The organism is Alteromonas sp. ABV4_150 (genome assembly GCF_056311745.1).
This window is the reverse complement of sequence record NZ_CM149971.1, coordinates 1-16277: the sequence shown is the minus strand read 5'-3', so window position 1 is coordinate 16277 and position 16277 is coordinate 1. Positions and strand designations below refer to the sequence as shown.

The 16277-nt window shown below is 45.4% G+C and carries 6 protein-coding genes, 2 tRNA genes and 3 rRNA genes; 8 read left to right on the top strand and 3 right to left on the bottom strand.

Features of this window, described 5'->3' with window-relative positions:
• Positions 1-47: 47 nt before the first annotated feature.
• Positions 48-2624, top strand: coding sequence for an ATP-dependent chaperone ClpB (clpB, locus tag ACYX4M_RS00055; protein WP_334059727.1), 2577 nt, complete (start codon positions 48-50; stop codon positions 2622-2624).
• Positions 2625-2758: 134 nt separating this feature from the next.
• The gene (gene dld / locus ACYX4M_RS00050; RefSeq protein WP_476081370.1) at positions 2759-4462 is read left to right on the top strand and encodes a D-lactate dehydrogenase; all 1704 of its coding nucleotides are present in this window, start codon (positions 2759-2761) and stop codon (positions 4460-4462) included.
• A gap of 19 nt (positions 4463-4481) precedes the next feature.
• Here dld and prsT read toward each other — a convergent pair whose 3' ends face one another.
• From prsT to xdp1 (ACYX4M_RS00035), 3 genes are all read right to left on the bottom strand, one after another.
• A complete protein-coding gene (prsT, locus tag ACYX4M_RS00045; RefSeq protein WP_476081369.1) occupies positions 4482-7295 on the bottom strand; it encodes an XrtA/PEP-CTERM system TPR-repeat protein PrsT in 2814 nt (937 codons plus the stop codon).
• Between the two features lie 87 nt (positions 7296-7382).
• A complete protein-coding gene (xdp1, locus tag ACYX4M_RS00040) occupies positions 7383-8231 on the bottom strand; it encodes an exosortase-dependent surface protein XDP1 (RefSeq protein ID WP_476081368.1) in 849 nt (282 codons plus the stop codon).
• 188 nt (positions 8232-8419) lie between these two features.
• Complete coding sequence (xdp1, locus tag ACYX4M_RS00035; RefSeq protein WP_476081367.1) at positions 8420-9355, bottom strand: exosortase-dependent surface protein XDP1; 936 nt, start codon at positions 9353-9355, stop codon at positions 8420-8422.
• A gap of 376 nt (positions 9356-9731) precedes the next feature.
• On the opposite strand from xdp1 (ACYX4M_RS00035), the gene pssA reads away from it, so the two are divergent.
• The 6 genes from pssA (at position 9732) to rrf (ending at position 16239) form a co-directional block, all read left to right on the top strand.
• Positions 9732-10535 (top strand): CDP-diacylglycerol--serine O-phosphatidyltransferase, encoded by an 804-nt coding sequence (gene pssA / locus ACYX4M_RS00030; RefSeq protein ID WP_476081366.1) that lies wholly within the window; start codon positions 9732-9734, stop codon positions 10533-10535.
• A gap of 427 nt (positions 10536-10962) precedes the next feature.
• Positions 10963-12495 (top strand): 16S ribosomal RNA (locus ACYX4M_RS00025).
• A gap of 78 nt (positions 12496-12573) precedes the next feature.
• Positions 12574-12649 (top strand) — tRNA-Ala (locus tag ACYX4M_RS00020).
• Positions 12650-12686: 37 nt separating this feature from the next.
• Positions 12687-12763 (top strand) — tRNA-Ile (locus tag ACYX4M_RS00015).
• Positions 12764-13113: 350 nt separating this feature from the next.
• Positions 13114-15990: ribosomal RNA gene (locus ACYX4M_RS00010) — 23S ribosomal RNA — on the top strand.
• 133 nt (positions 15991-16123) lie between these two features.
• A 5S ribosomal RNA gene (rrf, locus tag ACYX4M_RS00005) occupies positions 16124-16239 on the top strand.
• Together the 16S, 23S and 5S rRNA genes with 2 tRNA genes alongside form the textbook arrangement of a ribosomal RNA operon.
• Positions 16240-16277: the final 38 nt, after the last annotated feature.

Here is a 16277-nt window from a genome sequence, read left to right as displayed (position 1 = left end):
CTACATAACTAGAACAGGAATAATTGTTCATTTATTAGGTTGAGATTATGAGACTAGACAGATTTACCAGTAAATTTCAGCTCGCGATATCCGATGCTCAATCACTCGCATTGGGGCGAGATCATCAATACATTGAACCTGTCCATTTAATGACTGCCATGCTCAATCAGCAAGGTGGTTCAGTACGCCCGTTGCTTGACCAAGCAAACATTAATGTCAATGCGCTTCGTTCTGCTTTAAGTCAGGCTATTGAGCGCCTACCGCGAATTGAAGGTATTGGAGGCGATGTTCAGTTAAGCAAAGACAGTGGAGTTCTGCTGAACCTTTGCGACAAAATAGCCCAGCAACGAAAAGATGAATATATAACGTCGGAAATCTTTGTCTTGGCAGCGCTTCAAGATAAAGGGCGATTAGGTGAAATTTTAAAAAGCCTAAACATCACTAAAGAAGCTATTGAAACTGCGATAGATGATATGCGTGGCGGGCAGAAGGTGACAGATCCCAACGCGGAAGACGTGCGCCAAGCCCTTGAAAAATACACCACAGATTTAACCGAGCGAGCAGAACAAGGTAAGCTCGACCCCGTGATTGGGCGTGATGACGAAATTCGTCGTACGGTGCAGGTACTACAGCGCAGAACCAAAAACAACCCGGTGCTTATTGGTGAACCAGGTGTGGGTAAAACGGCCATTGTTGAAGGTTTAGCACAGCGCATCATTAACGGCGAAGTGCCTGAAGGCTTAAAGAACAAGCGCGTTCTTGCCCTTGATATGGGCGCGCTAGTGGCGGGTGCTAAATACCGTGGTGAGTTTGAAGAACGTTTAAAGGCGGTGCTTAACGAGCTGGCTAAAGAAGAAGGCCGCGTCATTTTATTCGTTGACGAACTGCACACCATGGTAGGAGCAGGGAAGGGCGATGGCGCAATGGACGCTGGGAATATGCTAAAACCAGCGCTGGCTCGGGGTGAACTTCACTGTGTGGGAGCAACCACGCTAGATGAATACCGTCAGTACATTGAAAAAGACGCGGCACTGGAGCGTCGTTTCCAAAAGGTACTGGTTGAAGAGCCAAGCGTAGAAGACACTATTGCCATTCTTCGAGGCTTAAAAGAGCGTTATGAGCTTCACCACTCGGTAGACATCACGGATCCTGCCATCGTTGCAGCGGCGAGTTTGTCACATCGTTATATCAGCGATCGCCAGTTACCAGATAAAGCCATTGACCTTATTGATGAAGCGGCCTCTAGTATTCGTTTACAAATAGACTCTAAACCTGAGGATATGGATCGATTAGAGCGCCGTATCATCCAGCTTAAGTTAGAAGAACAAGCGCTTGCTAAAGAAACAGACGATGCAAGCCATAAGCGCCTTGAAATGATTGAACTTGAGCGCGAGCAAGCAGAAACAAAGTATGCGGAGCTAGAAAAAGTATGGCTAGATGAAAAAGATGCCATGCAAGGCACCCAAACCATTAAAGGGGAGCTCGAACAAGCAAAGCTTGATTTAGAAATTGCTCGCCGAGCATCTGATTTGAATCGTATGTCGGAGCTTCAATATGGTCGTATTCCTGAACTTGAAGCTAAGCTAGAGCAAGCGGCTGAAAATGAAACCCGTGAAACCACGCTACTTAAAAACAAAGTAACAGACATTGAAATTGCTGATGTGCTTTCTCGGTGGACAGGTATTCCGGTAGCGAGAATGCTTGAAGGCGAGCGCGAGAAGCTGCTGCGCATGGAAGATGTCCTTCATAAACGTGTAGTCGGGCAAGAAGAAGCGGTTGAGGCAGTATCAAATGCCATTCGACGTTCACGTGCGGGGCTTGCCGATCCAAACCGTCCGATTGGTTCATTCCTATTTTTAGGGCCAACTGGCGTGGGTAAAACTGAGTTGTGTAAAGCTTTGGCCGGCTTCATGTTCGATACTGAAGATGCCATGGTGCGTATCGATATGTCTGAGTTTATGGAAAAACACTCGGTGGCACGCTTAGTAGGTGCGCCTCCTGGTTACGTTGGCTACGAAGAAGGCGGGTACTTGACCGAAGCGGTTCGCCGCAAGCCTTACTCGGTCATTTTATTGGATGAGGTTGAAAAGGCACATCCAGACGTATTCAACATTCTGCTTCAAGTGTTGGATGACGGTCGTTTAACTGATGGACAAGGACGCACGGTAGACTTTAAAAATACCGTTGTGATCATGACGTCTAACTTAGGTTCGGACATCATTCAAGATAAACACAACGAAAGTCAGTATGACGATATGAAAGCATCGGTAATGAACGTGGTAGGGCAGCATTTTAGACCTGAATTTATAAACCGCGTAGATGACATTGTGGTATTCCATCCGTTGGGTAAAGAGCAAATTAAGTCTATTGCTAAAATTCAGCTTGCCTCGTTGCGTGCAAGACTTGCTGAAAAAGGGTACAAACTGACCTTGTCTGCCGCAGCCATGGACAAGTTAGCCGATGCAGGTTTCGACCCTGTGTTTGGCGCCCGTCCGCTTAAGCGAGCGATTCAAGTGCAGGTGGAAAATCCACTCGCACAGCAACTGCTAGCGGGCGAGTTATTGCCTGAGTCCACCATTCGAATTGATGCTGACGAAAGTGGGCTATTTGTAGTAAGTAGTTAATCAGCAAACCAAATGTTTAATTTTAAGGCACCGGAAACAGTGCCTTTTTTATTGCTTTATTATTGCCTTGGCACTGTCTTTTCCTTTAGTTTAGTCTGCTAGAGCAATTTCAGCGCGAGTGTTAGGAGTCATACATGGAAACAGCCCGAATTATTAACGCATTTAAACGCGTACTCGGGGAAAGCCATCTTGCCGTTGGAAAACGTCAAACTGAGCACTATCGCAAAGGATGGCGCTCGGGCGAAGGTGAGGCATTGGCCGTACTGTTTCCAAGCACGCTCAAGCAATATTGGGAAGTACTAAAGGTTTGCGTTGAATACAACTGCATCATCATTATGCAGGCTGCAAAAACCGGTTTGACTGAAGGTTCTACACCAAGCGGGGATGACTACGATAGACCCGTGGTGGTTATTAACACCTTAGCCATGGATGATATTGTCCTAATAAACGAGGGTAAACAAGTGTTGAGTTTTCCTGGCGCAACTTTGTTTAAACTTGAAAAAGTGTTAAAGCCCCTTGGGCGAGCGCCGCATTCGGTGATTGGATCGTCCTGTTTGGGGGCGTCTATTGTGGGTGGTGTAGCTAATAACTCCGGTGGCGCTTTGGTGAAACGAGGCCCTGCTTATACGGAGTTATCGCTATTCGCTCAAATAAGTGAAAACGGCGAACTAAAGCTGGTTAATCACTTAGGGATAGACTTGGGTGAAACACCTGAAGAAATTATCGGAAACCTTTCTTCCGGTAATTTTGAGAAATCCCTCCCAGAAACGATAAAAAAAGCGTCAGCCAGTGATTATGAGCGTATAGTTCGAGATGTAAGTGCTGATACCCCCAGTCGCTTCAATGCCGACCCTACAAGGCTATATGAAGCCAGTGGCTGTGCGGGAAAAATTGCCGTTTTCGCCGTGCGCTTAGACACATTTGAAGTGCCAAAAAAAGAACAAACGTTTTACATCGGCACAAACGACGCTGCTGTACTTACCCGCATCCGCAGAGACATTTTGTCGACGTTCGAACATGTCCCTGAAGTGGGTGAGTATCTGCATAGAGAGATGTTTGATATTGCTGATACCTATGGGAAAGATACGATATTGAGTGTTGAACGTTTAGGCACAGATGCACTACCTAAAATGTTTGCACTTAAAGGGCGAGTGGATGCTGTACTTAACAAACTTCCTTTTATGCCTCGTTACCTAAGTGACAGAGTTATGCAGTTTGGCAGTAAGTTTTTCTCTGACCAAATCCCCGCAAGTTTAAGAGCCTACCGAGACAAATACGAACATCACCTTATCCTTAAAATGAGCGATGGCGGTATTGAAGAGGCGAAAACACTTTTAGCCAAGCTTTTTAAAGAAGAGAAGCTTGATGGCGACTACATTACTTGTAACAAAGAGGAAGCATCTAAAGCCTTTTTACTTCGCTTCGCAGCGGCAGGTGCCGCGGTGCGCTATCAAATGCTGCATCACAAACAAGTAGGGGATATTTTAGCGTTAGATATTGCGTTGCGCCGCAATGACGAGTATTGGGTAGAAGCGTTGCCTGAGCACATAGCCAAACATGTCGAAAAGCCACTTTATTACGGCCATTTCTTTTGCCATGTTTTTCATCAAGATTACATACTGAAAAAGGGCAGCGATGCCAAAAAAGTAAAGGCGGACATGTTGGCATTATTAGATAGTCGCGGCGCTAAATATCCTGCCGAGCATAACGTCGGGCATTTGTATGAAGCTGAGAGTACGTTACAGCAGTTTTACAGAGAGCTAGACCCTACCAATACCTTTAATCCAGGCATTGGTAAGATGGAGAAGCACAAACGCAATTGTTCGTGCTGCCTTTAGTTGTATGCGAAAGAGAGGTTTATAGGCTCTCTAATAATGCTCTGGCTTGCGGGCGTCTAAAGAAAGGTCGTTCTACATTTACTGCATATTCTAGCTCTTTCTTCGCTTCGTCAATTCTATCGAGTTTAGCTAGGGTGTACCCCAAATGATAGCGAACATTAGGGTCGTTAGCGTCCCTTGCGAAAGCGTCTCTAAGCATTTTAAGGCTACCCTCATAATCTCCCTGTAGCGCTTTAATATGCCCAAAAGTGTCGAGTATTTTTGATGAATTAGGCTGTAATTCGTAAGCCTGTCGCGCATAGTTTTTCGCGGTAACTAAAGACTTTTCGATATGCATAATAGCTAAGCGGTTAAAGGCCTCGGCTGGGTTCAATAAATTGGGCTCTTCAACAAGCTCTTTGTATAGCTTTATCGATTCGTCAAACTCTTGAATAAAGAAAAGGTACTGTGCCAGAAGGTTTTTCGCCAGTAGGTTGTTTTCACTTTCGCTAACCAATTTGCGGGCAGTATTTAAAAATACATCGACGAACTGTTCGTTCAATGCGTAGTTGTAGATCGCAACAAAGGCTTGTGCAAAAGAAGCGTCGACTTCTAGCGCTTTTTCGAAAGCGTTAATCGCACTTTCATCATTACCTTTATTCGCAGCTAATCTTCCTTTCAGAAAATGGTAAACCGGGTTTTGCTGCTGGTTTGCAGGAATTGTCGCTAACAACGACTGTGCTTTATCGTTTTTCTGTAAATCTAACAGTAAGCTTGTATAGCGCAGGGTAATAAATGTGCTTGTGTTTGCTATGTCGTGTGCGCGAGCCATAGCGTTTAACGCGCCATCGCTATCACCAATGTTTTGGGCTTGGTCGGCATAAGCAATTAATTTGCCCGCGTCGTCGTTAATAAAGTTTCTTACAATGCTGAGTGTTTTTTCGGCATCGGCACGTTGTTTATTAGCAAGCTGAAGGGCTGCTTTTCGAAGAAGGTAATCAGCATTGTCGAAGTCATCTTTAATTATCATGTCTAAATGATACAGGGCATTCTTAATGTCGCCTTGTTGCTGATACAAAGAGGAAACGCGTTCCCTAGCACCGCTATTCGACGGCGTAAGTGTTAGTAAATCGAGATAGATTTGCTTGGCTTCCTCTACCTTGCCTGCTTTGGTCAGGTTAAACGCCTTTAGCATCAGCGTTTCATTATGCTGCGGTGACAAGGTAAGAAGTTCTTCAATCAATTGATTAGAAGTTTCTACATTGCCTAAGCGACTTTCTGTAGCCGCCAAATTGAATTTTGCAGGAAAAAGGGTAGGGTTCTGCGCCAGCGCCTTTTCAATATTGGTTTTAGCTTCTTCTAACTGACCCTGTCTAATCAAAATGCCAGCTTTAAGGTTATATACTTCAGCTTCGTCCGGAAAAAGCCCACTTAGCAGGTTTGCACCTTTCAATGCATTGTCAAACTTCTGCGCTTGTAAATTCATTAGTGAATAAGTGAAAAGAAAACCTGCGTTATCTTTGTAATTAGGCAAATTGTTTTCGAGGATTGAAAGGGCTTCGTCCTGTTTACCCCTCGCTGCCATCAGTTTTATTTTAAAAAGCTGAAGCTTATTTTCATTTGGGTACTTATATTCAAGGTTTTGCAGCAGTCGTTCAGCTTTAAACGCTTTGTTTTGGCGAATAAACAAGTCACCTAGAAGAAGTGCTGAGTCAGGGTCTTCCATTAACGCATTTTGATGACGTTCAAGCAGGGCAAGTGCTTGTTTGTCTTGCTGTGTTGCCATATAGACTTGGCTTAGCATTAATACAGCCTGGAGGTCATCAGGCTCCTGCTGCAAATAGGCATTAAAGTCTTTTGCGGCTGTTTCCATGTTGTTATTAAAGAAGTTCGTTAAACCACTTATGTACAGCAACATGGGTTGAGAGGTTATCAGCTCAGGGTCGAGCTGCGCCATGAAGTCGTTAAGTTCTTTTAGCTTTGCATTATCAATAGCTTGCTGGTTGTCTCTACTTTGTAGCCAACTGTTGAGTAATATGGCTAACGGATCGTTAGGTGTATCCTCAATAATTTCATCGACGAAGAGTTTGGCCGTATCGTAATCTTTCGCTTCTAAATACAAATCCACTAGGTTACGCAGGGCTATAGGGTCGTCGCGGTTAAACGTCAATGCTTTTTGTAAATGCGCGGTCGCTGCGTCGGTATCACCTTGTCGGTAAGCAAGCTGGCCTTTCAATCGCCATGTTATTGCGTTTTCTGGTTCTAACGACATGGCTTTATTGATAAGAGAACTTGCTTTAGATAAATCTTCATTTTGAAGGGCAATAGAGGCTAGACCGTTAATGGCAGGTACGAAGTCTGGCGTACGGGAAACTATGGTGTTGTAATCACGTAAAGCGCATTGCTCATCTTCCAATCTAATACACGCCGTGGCACGAATTAAAAGCCACTCGCGCTCGGCTTCACCCGACAGCTTGTCTATATCAGAGAAGTCTACAATCTCTTGATATCTGTTTAGAAATAGCCATGTGTTACCAAGCGGCTCTGCCAGAAGGTTTATATCGGCACCCATTTCCAGCGCTTCTACAAACTCCATCTCAGCTGCAGTTAGGTAGCCATTAATAAGCAGTATTTCGCCCATGAGGATTTTTGCAGCTAGGTTTTCAGGGTCTTTCTGTAAGCTATTTTTCAGGTGGATATAGGCTTCGTCGTACTCGTTTTGATTAAACGCAGTAAGCGCTTTTTCATAGTCCTCTGACGTAGTAGCAAAACTGTTGAAAGCGATTAATGAAGAGGCAACTGCAGAGACAACGGCGCGTTTTACAACACGCTTTTTATTATTAAAAAAATCCATATTAACCTTCAATACATAGCCAAGCTGCTGGCTGAAAAATAGCATAAAAAAAGGTGGCCTGAGCCACCTTCTAAAGATACGTGTTTTCTACGTGTTTTTAAACCATAAAACGAGACGCTTGCGGCGATAAAGCATCAGTCCGATACCCATTAGCATTAGTGCCGTAGCACCAGGCTCATTGACGTCGGTTGTCGTGTTTTCGCCTTGTCTAGAAATACCTAGCGAGGCTAGTTTAAAGCCTGAACCAGTAAAGTCATCCATACTACCGTTTGGATCAAAATAAGTATTGTATGCGCCGATAAGCCAATATTTTGCTTCGGTCAAAGTAGGATAGGTTACTTCATACTTCCCAAGCCCTTGCGGTGTTCTAGAAATATTCTTATGTGTGATCGAAGTGATGGCACTTGATGAAGCAATATTTTCCCATGTAGTTACAGTGTTCGATGCGTTTTTAAATATGTCGATATCATTGAATCCAACAACGGTTAACTGTTGTTCGTTCCCGGCACCAGTAAGATAGTTGAACTTCGTATTAGTAAGTGCTACTTCTTCACTAAATGAGAAAAGCACCATGTCGAAATCGTATTTCCAGTCACCTTTGTTGTTATCGATAGTATGCCAATCAGTAAGGTTGCCACCATGGTCTCTATTGCGCATTGACAAGCCGTATGTCTTCGAATAACTAAGGCCGTTTTGTCTTACTACACGCTCATCACCGTCGGTGTCAGAATATTCTGTGTCCGCCCAAGTCGTATAAGAAACGTAGATATCAGAATTATCGACTTTAATTGAGTTAGTTGTAGGCTCAAATCCTTTGCTAACTTTCTGAGCAATCATATCGTAGTTGTAGTATTCGAGCATTGAATCACCAGCGTAAGACGCTGACGTACAGATTAAAAGCAACGACGAAAATGAAAATTTTAACAGCTTGTTCATAGTTATTGGCCTTACAGCTTAAATTCAACAAAGAGGCAATTTATTTTTTCTCTAAGCTGGAATTGTGCCAATTTTTCAAGTGTATGTTTTTTATGTATTTTTTGTTGTATTAAGGTGCGAGGGAAAAGAAGTGAGTAAAAAAAACTGACAGGTTATACCACCTGTCAGTGATCTAAAGTCTAATTTCTTTAAATGGTTTTCTTGCGGCGCCACATAACGAACAGCGAACAAGCCATAAGTAGGCCGATGGTACCAGGTTCAGACACTTCAGTGGTATCTGGTGTACCTGTTGTTTCTTCGACAGAGAAACCAATATTGGCGAGTTTGAAAGCGTCGTTGTTAAATTTTCCACCAATATTTCCAAATACTGTATTGTATGCCCCTACAAGCCAATATTGTGCTGACTCAGTAAACGTGAAATCTGCACGGTGATCTAAATATTCACAACTCTCAATGTCGAATGAAGCTGACGTTAGGGCATCTTCAACAATATGACTCCATGTGTTAACGCCAGACGTTAGTTTAGAGGTGTTACTAAGCGCAGCCACAGACACTTGACTATCTCTACTATCATAAAGCCAAGAAAAACTGGCGCCAGTTAGCGTTACCGCAGAATCAAATGAGAGCAATATAAAATCATAATCTCTTTCTACATTTGTGAAGCGGTAGTTTTTCGAGTTATCGCTGCCGCTAGAGAAGTAATTGAGGTTATCAATGGCGTGGTCGGCGTCGCCACGATAGTATGCTTCATCATCGTTTGTTATTCCGTAAGCCCATTTATCTGAGATTTTTTCTAACTTTGCGCCAACGACTGTTTCGCCGGTAACTCCTTGTGTGTCAGAAAAGGCGGACATATTAATATTTAATCCGTCTATTTGAACAAAGGAATTATTCGTCTGATTGGTTTGTGTCACTTTGTCATCGACTAGATCGTAAGTGTATTCTCCCAACGGGGAGTTACATACATTGCTTTGATCGTTGTTTTGGCTCGATGACCCACAGTGAGAATAACTTTGCTTTTTATAGTAGGTAGCGAATGCTGAATTAGCACTCAGGGTAGATAGCAAAGCTGTGGAAAGTAATAGTACAGTTTGCAAAGAAAACGTTTTTTGTAGCGTTCGCATAATTGCTTTCCTATATATGAAGCGCAAAGCACTTTAAGTACACGCCGAGTGATGTAAGCGCACATTATGCGAACACAAACTTGGTAGTACCTAATTTCAACATGGACTTGTATGATATATGAACGGTGAGCTATTTAAGGTATGTAACCGTATACCTAGTTATTAGTTGTTTGTTTAATCGTGAGCATACGCGGTACTGAATAAATAGAAGCCAAGCGCCGGCATTGTGGTAGGAGTACGTGTAATAAATGCAAAGCTAATAACGTTTAGCATCGGCGTTATGTAAAGGAACGAGGCAGTCTTTTTACTTTGCTATGCGTTCCTGCATATCTGTGAAATAATTAGTGCAATTGTATATGTAGAAGTATGAGGACATATGTCTGATCAAAAACGTAAAGGGATATACTTACTTCCCAACTTATTAACAACAGCAGGGTTGTTTTCCGGTTTTTTTGCTGTGGTTTCATCCATGAACGGAAGATTCGAGGCCGCCGCAGTAGCTATCTTCGTCGCTATGATCTTTGATGGCTTAGATGGTCGCGTGGCAAGAATGACAAACACACAAAGCGACTTCGGTGCTGAGTTTGACTCTATGGCCGATATGGTTTCTTTTGGCGTGGCGCCTGCACTCGTTGCTTACAACTGGGGTTTGACTGAGCTTGGCAAACTAGGTTGGTTGGCTGCCTTTATATATGTAGCGGGTGCAGCGCTTCGCTTGGCTCGTTTTAATACGCAGGTGGGGATTGCTGACAAGCGCTTCTTCCAAGGGCTTGCAAGTCCTGCAGCTGCAGCTGTTGTTTCTGGCCTTGTTTGGGTTGGTGTAGAATATGACGCCGTGGGTACTGATTACGGGTTTATTGTCGCTGCAGTAACTGGCTTAGCTGGTCTATTGATGGTCAGTAACTTTAAGTACAATTCTTTTAAAGAGGTAAACTGGCACGGCAAGGTTCCATTTGTTGGGCTGCTTTTAGTACTGCTTATATTTGTTGTTGTTGCAACAGAACCTGCTTTGGTATTGTTCCTTGTTTTTGCGCTATATGCACTTGCCGGACCTATTAATACTTTCCGTACCGTTGAGAAAGTAACGTTAGACGATGTAGTGGGCGATCACGAAGAAGATGCGGACTTCAAAGTCGATAAAAAGAAAAGCAACGAAAGTGTAGACAATAAGCAGGAATAATTACGTAGCAATAATTAGATGTCTTCGTTCAATAGTATAAAGGAAATGCCTTTTTGAACTGATAGAAGAAGGATATTCAAGCTTAAACGCATGCTAAACGTACGAATAGATTAAAAAGCGACCGAACGGTCGCTTTTTTTATATTTATTTAAAAAAGGGTGTTGACGATGTGTCAGGAATGCGTAGAATGCGCGCCTCCTCAACAGGGAACAGCAAGGCGCTAACAACTGATGAGGATGTCAAAAACCAAGTTTAAAAATAAATAAACAAAAGTTGTTGACAAAAAAAAGATGCGCTGTAAGATACGCATCCGCTTCGGGAGAGGCAGCTAGCAAAAGCTAGTAACGTTCTTTAAAAATTTAGACAAGACAATCTGTGTGGGCACTCGTTAAGAGTGTCACAACGACGATTCATATTTCGATATATTTAATTGAAGAGTTTGATCATGGCTCAGATTGAACGCTGGCGGCAGGCCTAACACATGCAAGTCGAACGGTAACATTTCTAGCTTGCTAGAAGATGACGAGTGGCGGACGGGTGAGTAATGCTTGGGAACTTGCCTTTGCGAGGGGGATAACAGTTGGAAACGACTGCTAATACCGCATAATGTCTTCGGACCAAACGGGGCTTAGGCTCCGGCGCAAAGAGAGGCCCAAGTGAGATTAGCTAGTTGGTAAGGTAAAGGCTTACCAAGGCAACGATCTCTAGCTGTTCTGAGAGGAAGATCAGCCACACTGGGACTGAGACACGGCCCAGACTCCTACGGGAGGCAGCAGTGGGGAATATTGCACAATGGGGGAAACCCTGATGCAGCCATGCCGCGTGTGTGAAGAAGGCCTTCGGGTTGTAAAGCACTTTCAGTTGTGAGGAAAAGTTAGTAGTTAATACCTGCTAGCCGTGACGTTAACAACAGAAGAAGCACCGGCTAACTCCGTGCCAGCAGCCGCGGTAATACGGAGGGTGCGAGCGTTAATCGGAATTACTGGGCGTAAAGCGCACGCAGGCGGTTTGTTAAGCTAGATGTGAAAGCCCCGGGCTCAACCTGGGATGGTCATTTAGAACTGGCAGACTAGAGTCTTGGAGAGGGGGGTGGAATTCCAGGTGTAGCGGTGAAATGCGTAGATATCTGGAGGAACATCAGTGGCGAAGGCGACTCCCTGGCCAAAGACTGACGCTCATGTGCGAAAGTGTGGGTAGCGAACAGGATTAGATACCCTGGTAGTCCACACCGTAAACGCTGTCTACTAGCTGTTTGTGACTTTAAGTCGTGAGTAGCGAAGCTAACGCGCTAAGTAGACCGCCTGGGGAGTACGGCCGCAAGGTTAAAACTCAAATGAATTGACGGGGGCCCGCACAAGCGGTGGAGCATGTGGTTTAATTCGATGCAACGCGAAGAACCTTACCTACACTTGACATGCAGAGAACTTTCTAGAGATAGATTGGTGCCTTCGGGAACTCTGACACAGGTGCTGCATGGCTGTCGTCAGCTCGTGTCGTGAGATGTTGGGTTAAGTCCCGCAACGAGCGCAACCCTTGTCCTTAGTTGCCAGCATTAAGTTGGGCACTCTAAGGAGACTGCCGGTGACAAACCGGAGGAAGGTGGGGACGACGTCAAGTCATCATGGCCCTTACGTGTAGGGCTACACACGTGCTACAATGGCATTTACAGAGGGAAGCGAGACAGTGATGTGGAGCGGACCCCTTAAAGAATGTCGTAGTCCGGATTGGAGTCTGCAACTCGACTCCATGAAGTCGGAATCGCTAGTAATCGCAGGTCAGAATACTGCGGTGAATACGTTCCCGGGCCTTGTACACACCGCCCGTCACACCATGGGAGTGGGATGCAAAAGAAGTAGTTAGTCTAACCTTCGGGAGGACGATTACCACTTTGTGTTTCATGACTGGGGTGAAGTCGTAACAAGGTAACCCTAGGGGAACCTGGGGTTGGATCACCTCCTTACCATTACGTCGAAAGACGCACTTGATGCAGTGCCTACACAGATAGTCTTGTTTAAAATGAAGAACGACACAAGTTTATGGGGCTATAGCTCAGCTGGGAGAGCGCCTGATTTGCATTCAGGAGGTCAGCAGTTCGATCCTGCTTAGCTCCACCATCTACTTGACACTGAGCTTGCATAAGCGAAGTACTGAAGGCTTGTAGCTCAGCTGGTTAGAGCGCACCCCTGATAAGGGTGAGGTCGGCAGTTCAAGTCTGCCCAAGCCTACCATTTCCTTACTTTTTGAAAGGAAGGTAACAAAGGTAGAAAACGTGTCACGTTGGACCCGAAATCCTAATGAATATTTACTGTTTCAGTAAGCATTGATTAGGGTTTTTTACTCTAAAGATGAAAGTACTGCTTTTGCAGGAAACATCGATTGTTCTTTAACAATTTGGAAAGCTGATATTAATAGTAATCAATCAAAATTGAGTAACTGAGAAATCGAAAGATGAACTTTTTACTCTACTTGACTGAATTGCTTGTTATCAATTTATTGATAGCAAGGCAATTCTTCCGATTAGCTTGTCATGCATGCGACATAACTTAGACAGAAGTCAAAAGGCTGTTTGGGGTTGTATGGTTAAGTGACGAAGCGTATACGGTGGATGCCTTGGCAGTTAGAGGCGATGAAGGACGTGTAAGTCTGCGAAAAGCTGTGGTGAGCCGACAAAATGCATTTGAGCCACAGATGTCCGAATGGGGAAACCCACCTGTTTACAGGTATCGTTACGTGAATACATAGCGTAACGAGGCGAACGAGGGGAACTGAAACATCTAAGTACCCTTAGGAAAAGAAATCAATTGAGATTCCCCTAGTAGCGGCGAGCGAACGGGGAACAGCCCTTAAGCTGTATTGAATGTAGTGGAATCCTTTGGGAAGAGGAGCGATACAAGGTGATAGCCCTGTACACGACGCAATCTTTACAGTGAAATCGAGTAGGTCGGGACACGTGTTATCTTGACTGAATATGGGGGGACCATCCTCCAAGGCTAAATACTCCTAACTGACCGATAGTGAACCAGTACCGTGAGGGAAAGGCGAAAAGAACCCCTGTGAGGGGAGTGAAATAGAACCTGAAACCGTATACGTACAAGCAGTGGGAGCCCTTCGGGGTGACTGCGTACCTTTTGTATAATGGGTCAGCGACTTATATTTAGTAGCAAGGTTAAGCGAATAGCGGAGCCGTAGCGAAAGCGAGTGTTAACTGCGCGTTTAGTTGCTAGGTATAGACCCGAAACCCGGTGATCTAGCCATGAGCAGGTTGAAGGTTGAGTAACATCAACTGGAGGACCGAACCCACTGACGTTGAAAAGTCAGGGGATGACTTGTGGCTGGGGGTGAAAGGCCAATCAAACCGGGAGATAGCTGGTTCTCCCCGAAATCTATTTAGGTAGAGCCTCGGACGAATTCCATTGGGGGTAGAGCACTGTTAAGGCTAGGGGGTCATCCCGACTTACCAACCCTTTGCAAACTCCGAATACCAATGAGAACTATCCGGGAGACACACGGCGGGTGCTAACGTCCGTCGTGGAGAGGGAAACAACCCAGACCGCCAGCTAAGGTCCCAAAATATTGCTAAGTGGGAAACGATGTGGGAAGGCATAGACAGCTAGGAGGTTGGCTTAGAAGGCAGCCACCCTTTAAAGAAAGCGTAATAGCTCACTAGTCGAGTCGGCCTGCGCGGAAGATGTAACGGGGCTAAGCAATATACCGAAGCTGCGGCAGCATGTTTACATGCTGGGTAGGGGAGCGTTGTGTAAGTGGATGAAGGTGAGTTGTAAAGCTTGCTGGACATATCACAAGTGCGAATGCTGACATGAGTAACGATAATGGGAGTGAAAAACTCCCACGCCGGAAGACCAAGGTTTCCTGTCCCATGCTAATCAGGGCAGGGTAAGTCGGCCCCTAAGGCGAGGCAGAAATGCGTAGTCGATGGGAAACGGATTAATATTTCCGTACTTATATAATCAGTGATGGAGGGACGGAGAAGGCTAGGCAAGCTTGGCGTTGGTTGTCCAAGTGAAAGTGCGTAGGCTGAAAACTTAGGTAAATCCGGGTTTTCAAGGCCGAGACACGAGACGAGCTCCCAAGGGAGTGAAGTTGTTGATGCCCTGCTTCCAGGAAAAGCTTCTAAACTTATGATTATATGAACCGTACCCCAAACCGACACAGGTGGTCAGGTAGAGAATACTAAGGCGCTTGAGAGAACTCGGGTGAAGGAACTCGGCAAAATTGTACCGTAACTTCGGGAGAAGGTACGCCTCTGTTTGTGAACACTTCGCGTGGTAAGCAAATGGAGGCCGCAGTGACCAGGTGGCTGGGACTGTTTATTAAAAACACAGCACTCTGCAAACTCGTAAGAGGACGTATAGGGTGTGACACCTGCCCGGTGCCGGAAGGTTAATTGATGGGGTTAGTTTTCGGACGAAGCTCTTGATCGAAGCCCCGGTAAACGGCGGCCGTAACTATAACGGTCCTAAGGTAGCGAAATTCCTTGTCGGGTAAGTTCCGACCTGCACGAATGGTGTAACCATGGCCACGCTGTCTCCACCCGAGACTCAGTGAAATTGAAATCGCAGTGAAGATGCTGTGTACCCGCACCTAGACGGAAAGACCCCGTGAACCTTTACTACAGCTTGGCACTGAACATTGAACCTACATGTGTAGGATAGGTGGGAGGCTTTGAAGCACAGTCGCTAGATTGTGTGGAGCCGTCCTTGAAATACCACCCTTGTATGTTTGATGTTCTAACATTGGCCCCTAATCGGGGTTGTGGACAGTGTCTGGTGGGTAGTTTGACTGGGGCGGTCTCCTCCCAAATAGTAACGGAGGAGCACGAAGGTTAGCTAATCACGGTCGGACATCGTGAGGTTAGTGCAATGGCATAAGCTAGCTTAACTGCGAGACAGACACGTCGAGCAGGTACGAAAGTAGGTCATAGTGATCCGGTGGTTCTGTATGGAAGGGCCATCGCTCAACGGATAAAAGGTACTCCGGGGATAACAGGCTGATACCGCCCAAGAGTTCATATCGACGGCGGTGTTTGGCACCTCGATGTCGGCTCATCACATCCTGGGGCTGAAGTCGGTCCCAAGGGTATGGCTGTTCGCCATTTAAAGTGGTACGCGAGCTGGGTTTAGAACGTCGTGAGACAGTTCGGTCCCTATCTGGTGTGGGCGTTGGATGATTGATGGGAGCTGCTCCTAGTACGAGAGGACCGGAGTGGACGAACCGCTGGTGTTCGGGTTGTCATGCCAATGGCATTGCCCGGTAGCTATGTTCGGAACGGATAACCGCTGAAAGCATCTAAGCGGGAAGCCGGCCCAAAGATGAGTCATCCCTGAACTTTAAGTTCTGGAAGGGTTGTTATAGACGATGACGTTGATAGGCAGGGTGTGGAAGCGTTGTAAGGCGTTAAGCTAACCTGTACTAATTGCCCGAGAGGCTTAACCATACAACGCCCAAGAAGCTTTAGGCTTTTGAGTGTTGTAGACAAGCTAAGCTCTGTTAAAGAGCAGCAAGTAGAGTGAAAAGTAGTTACTCACGATTGAATTGATATCCAGTTTTCTAGATTGTTACCAGTTTTTCCTGGCAGCCATAGCGATACGGTACCACCTGACTCCATTCCGAACTCAGAAGTGAAACGTATTAGCGCCGATGGTAGTGTGGGGTTTCCCCATGTGAGAGTAGGACACTGCCAGGTCCCATTAAGAAAAACCCGCCTAACGGCGGGTTTTTTGC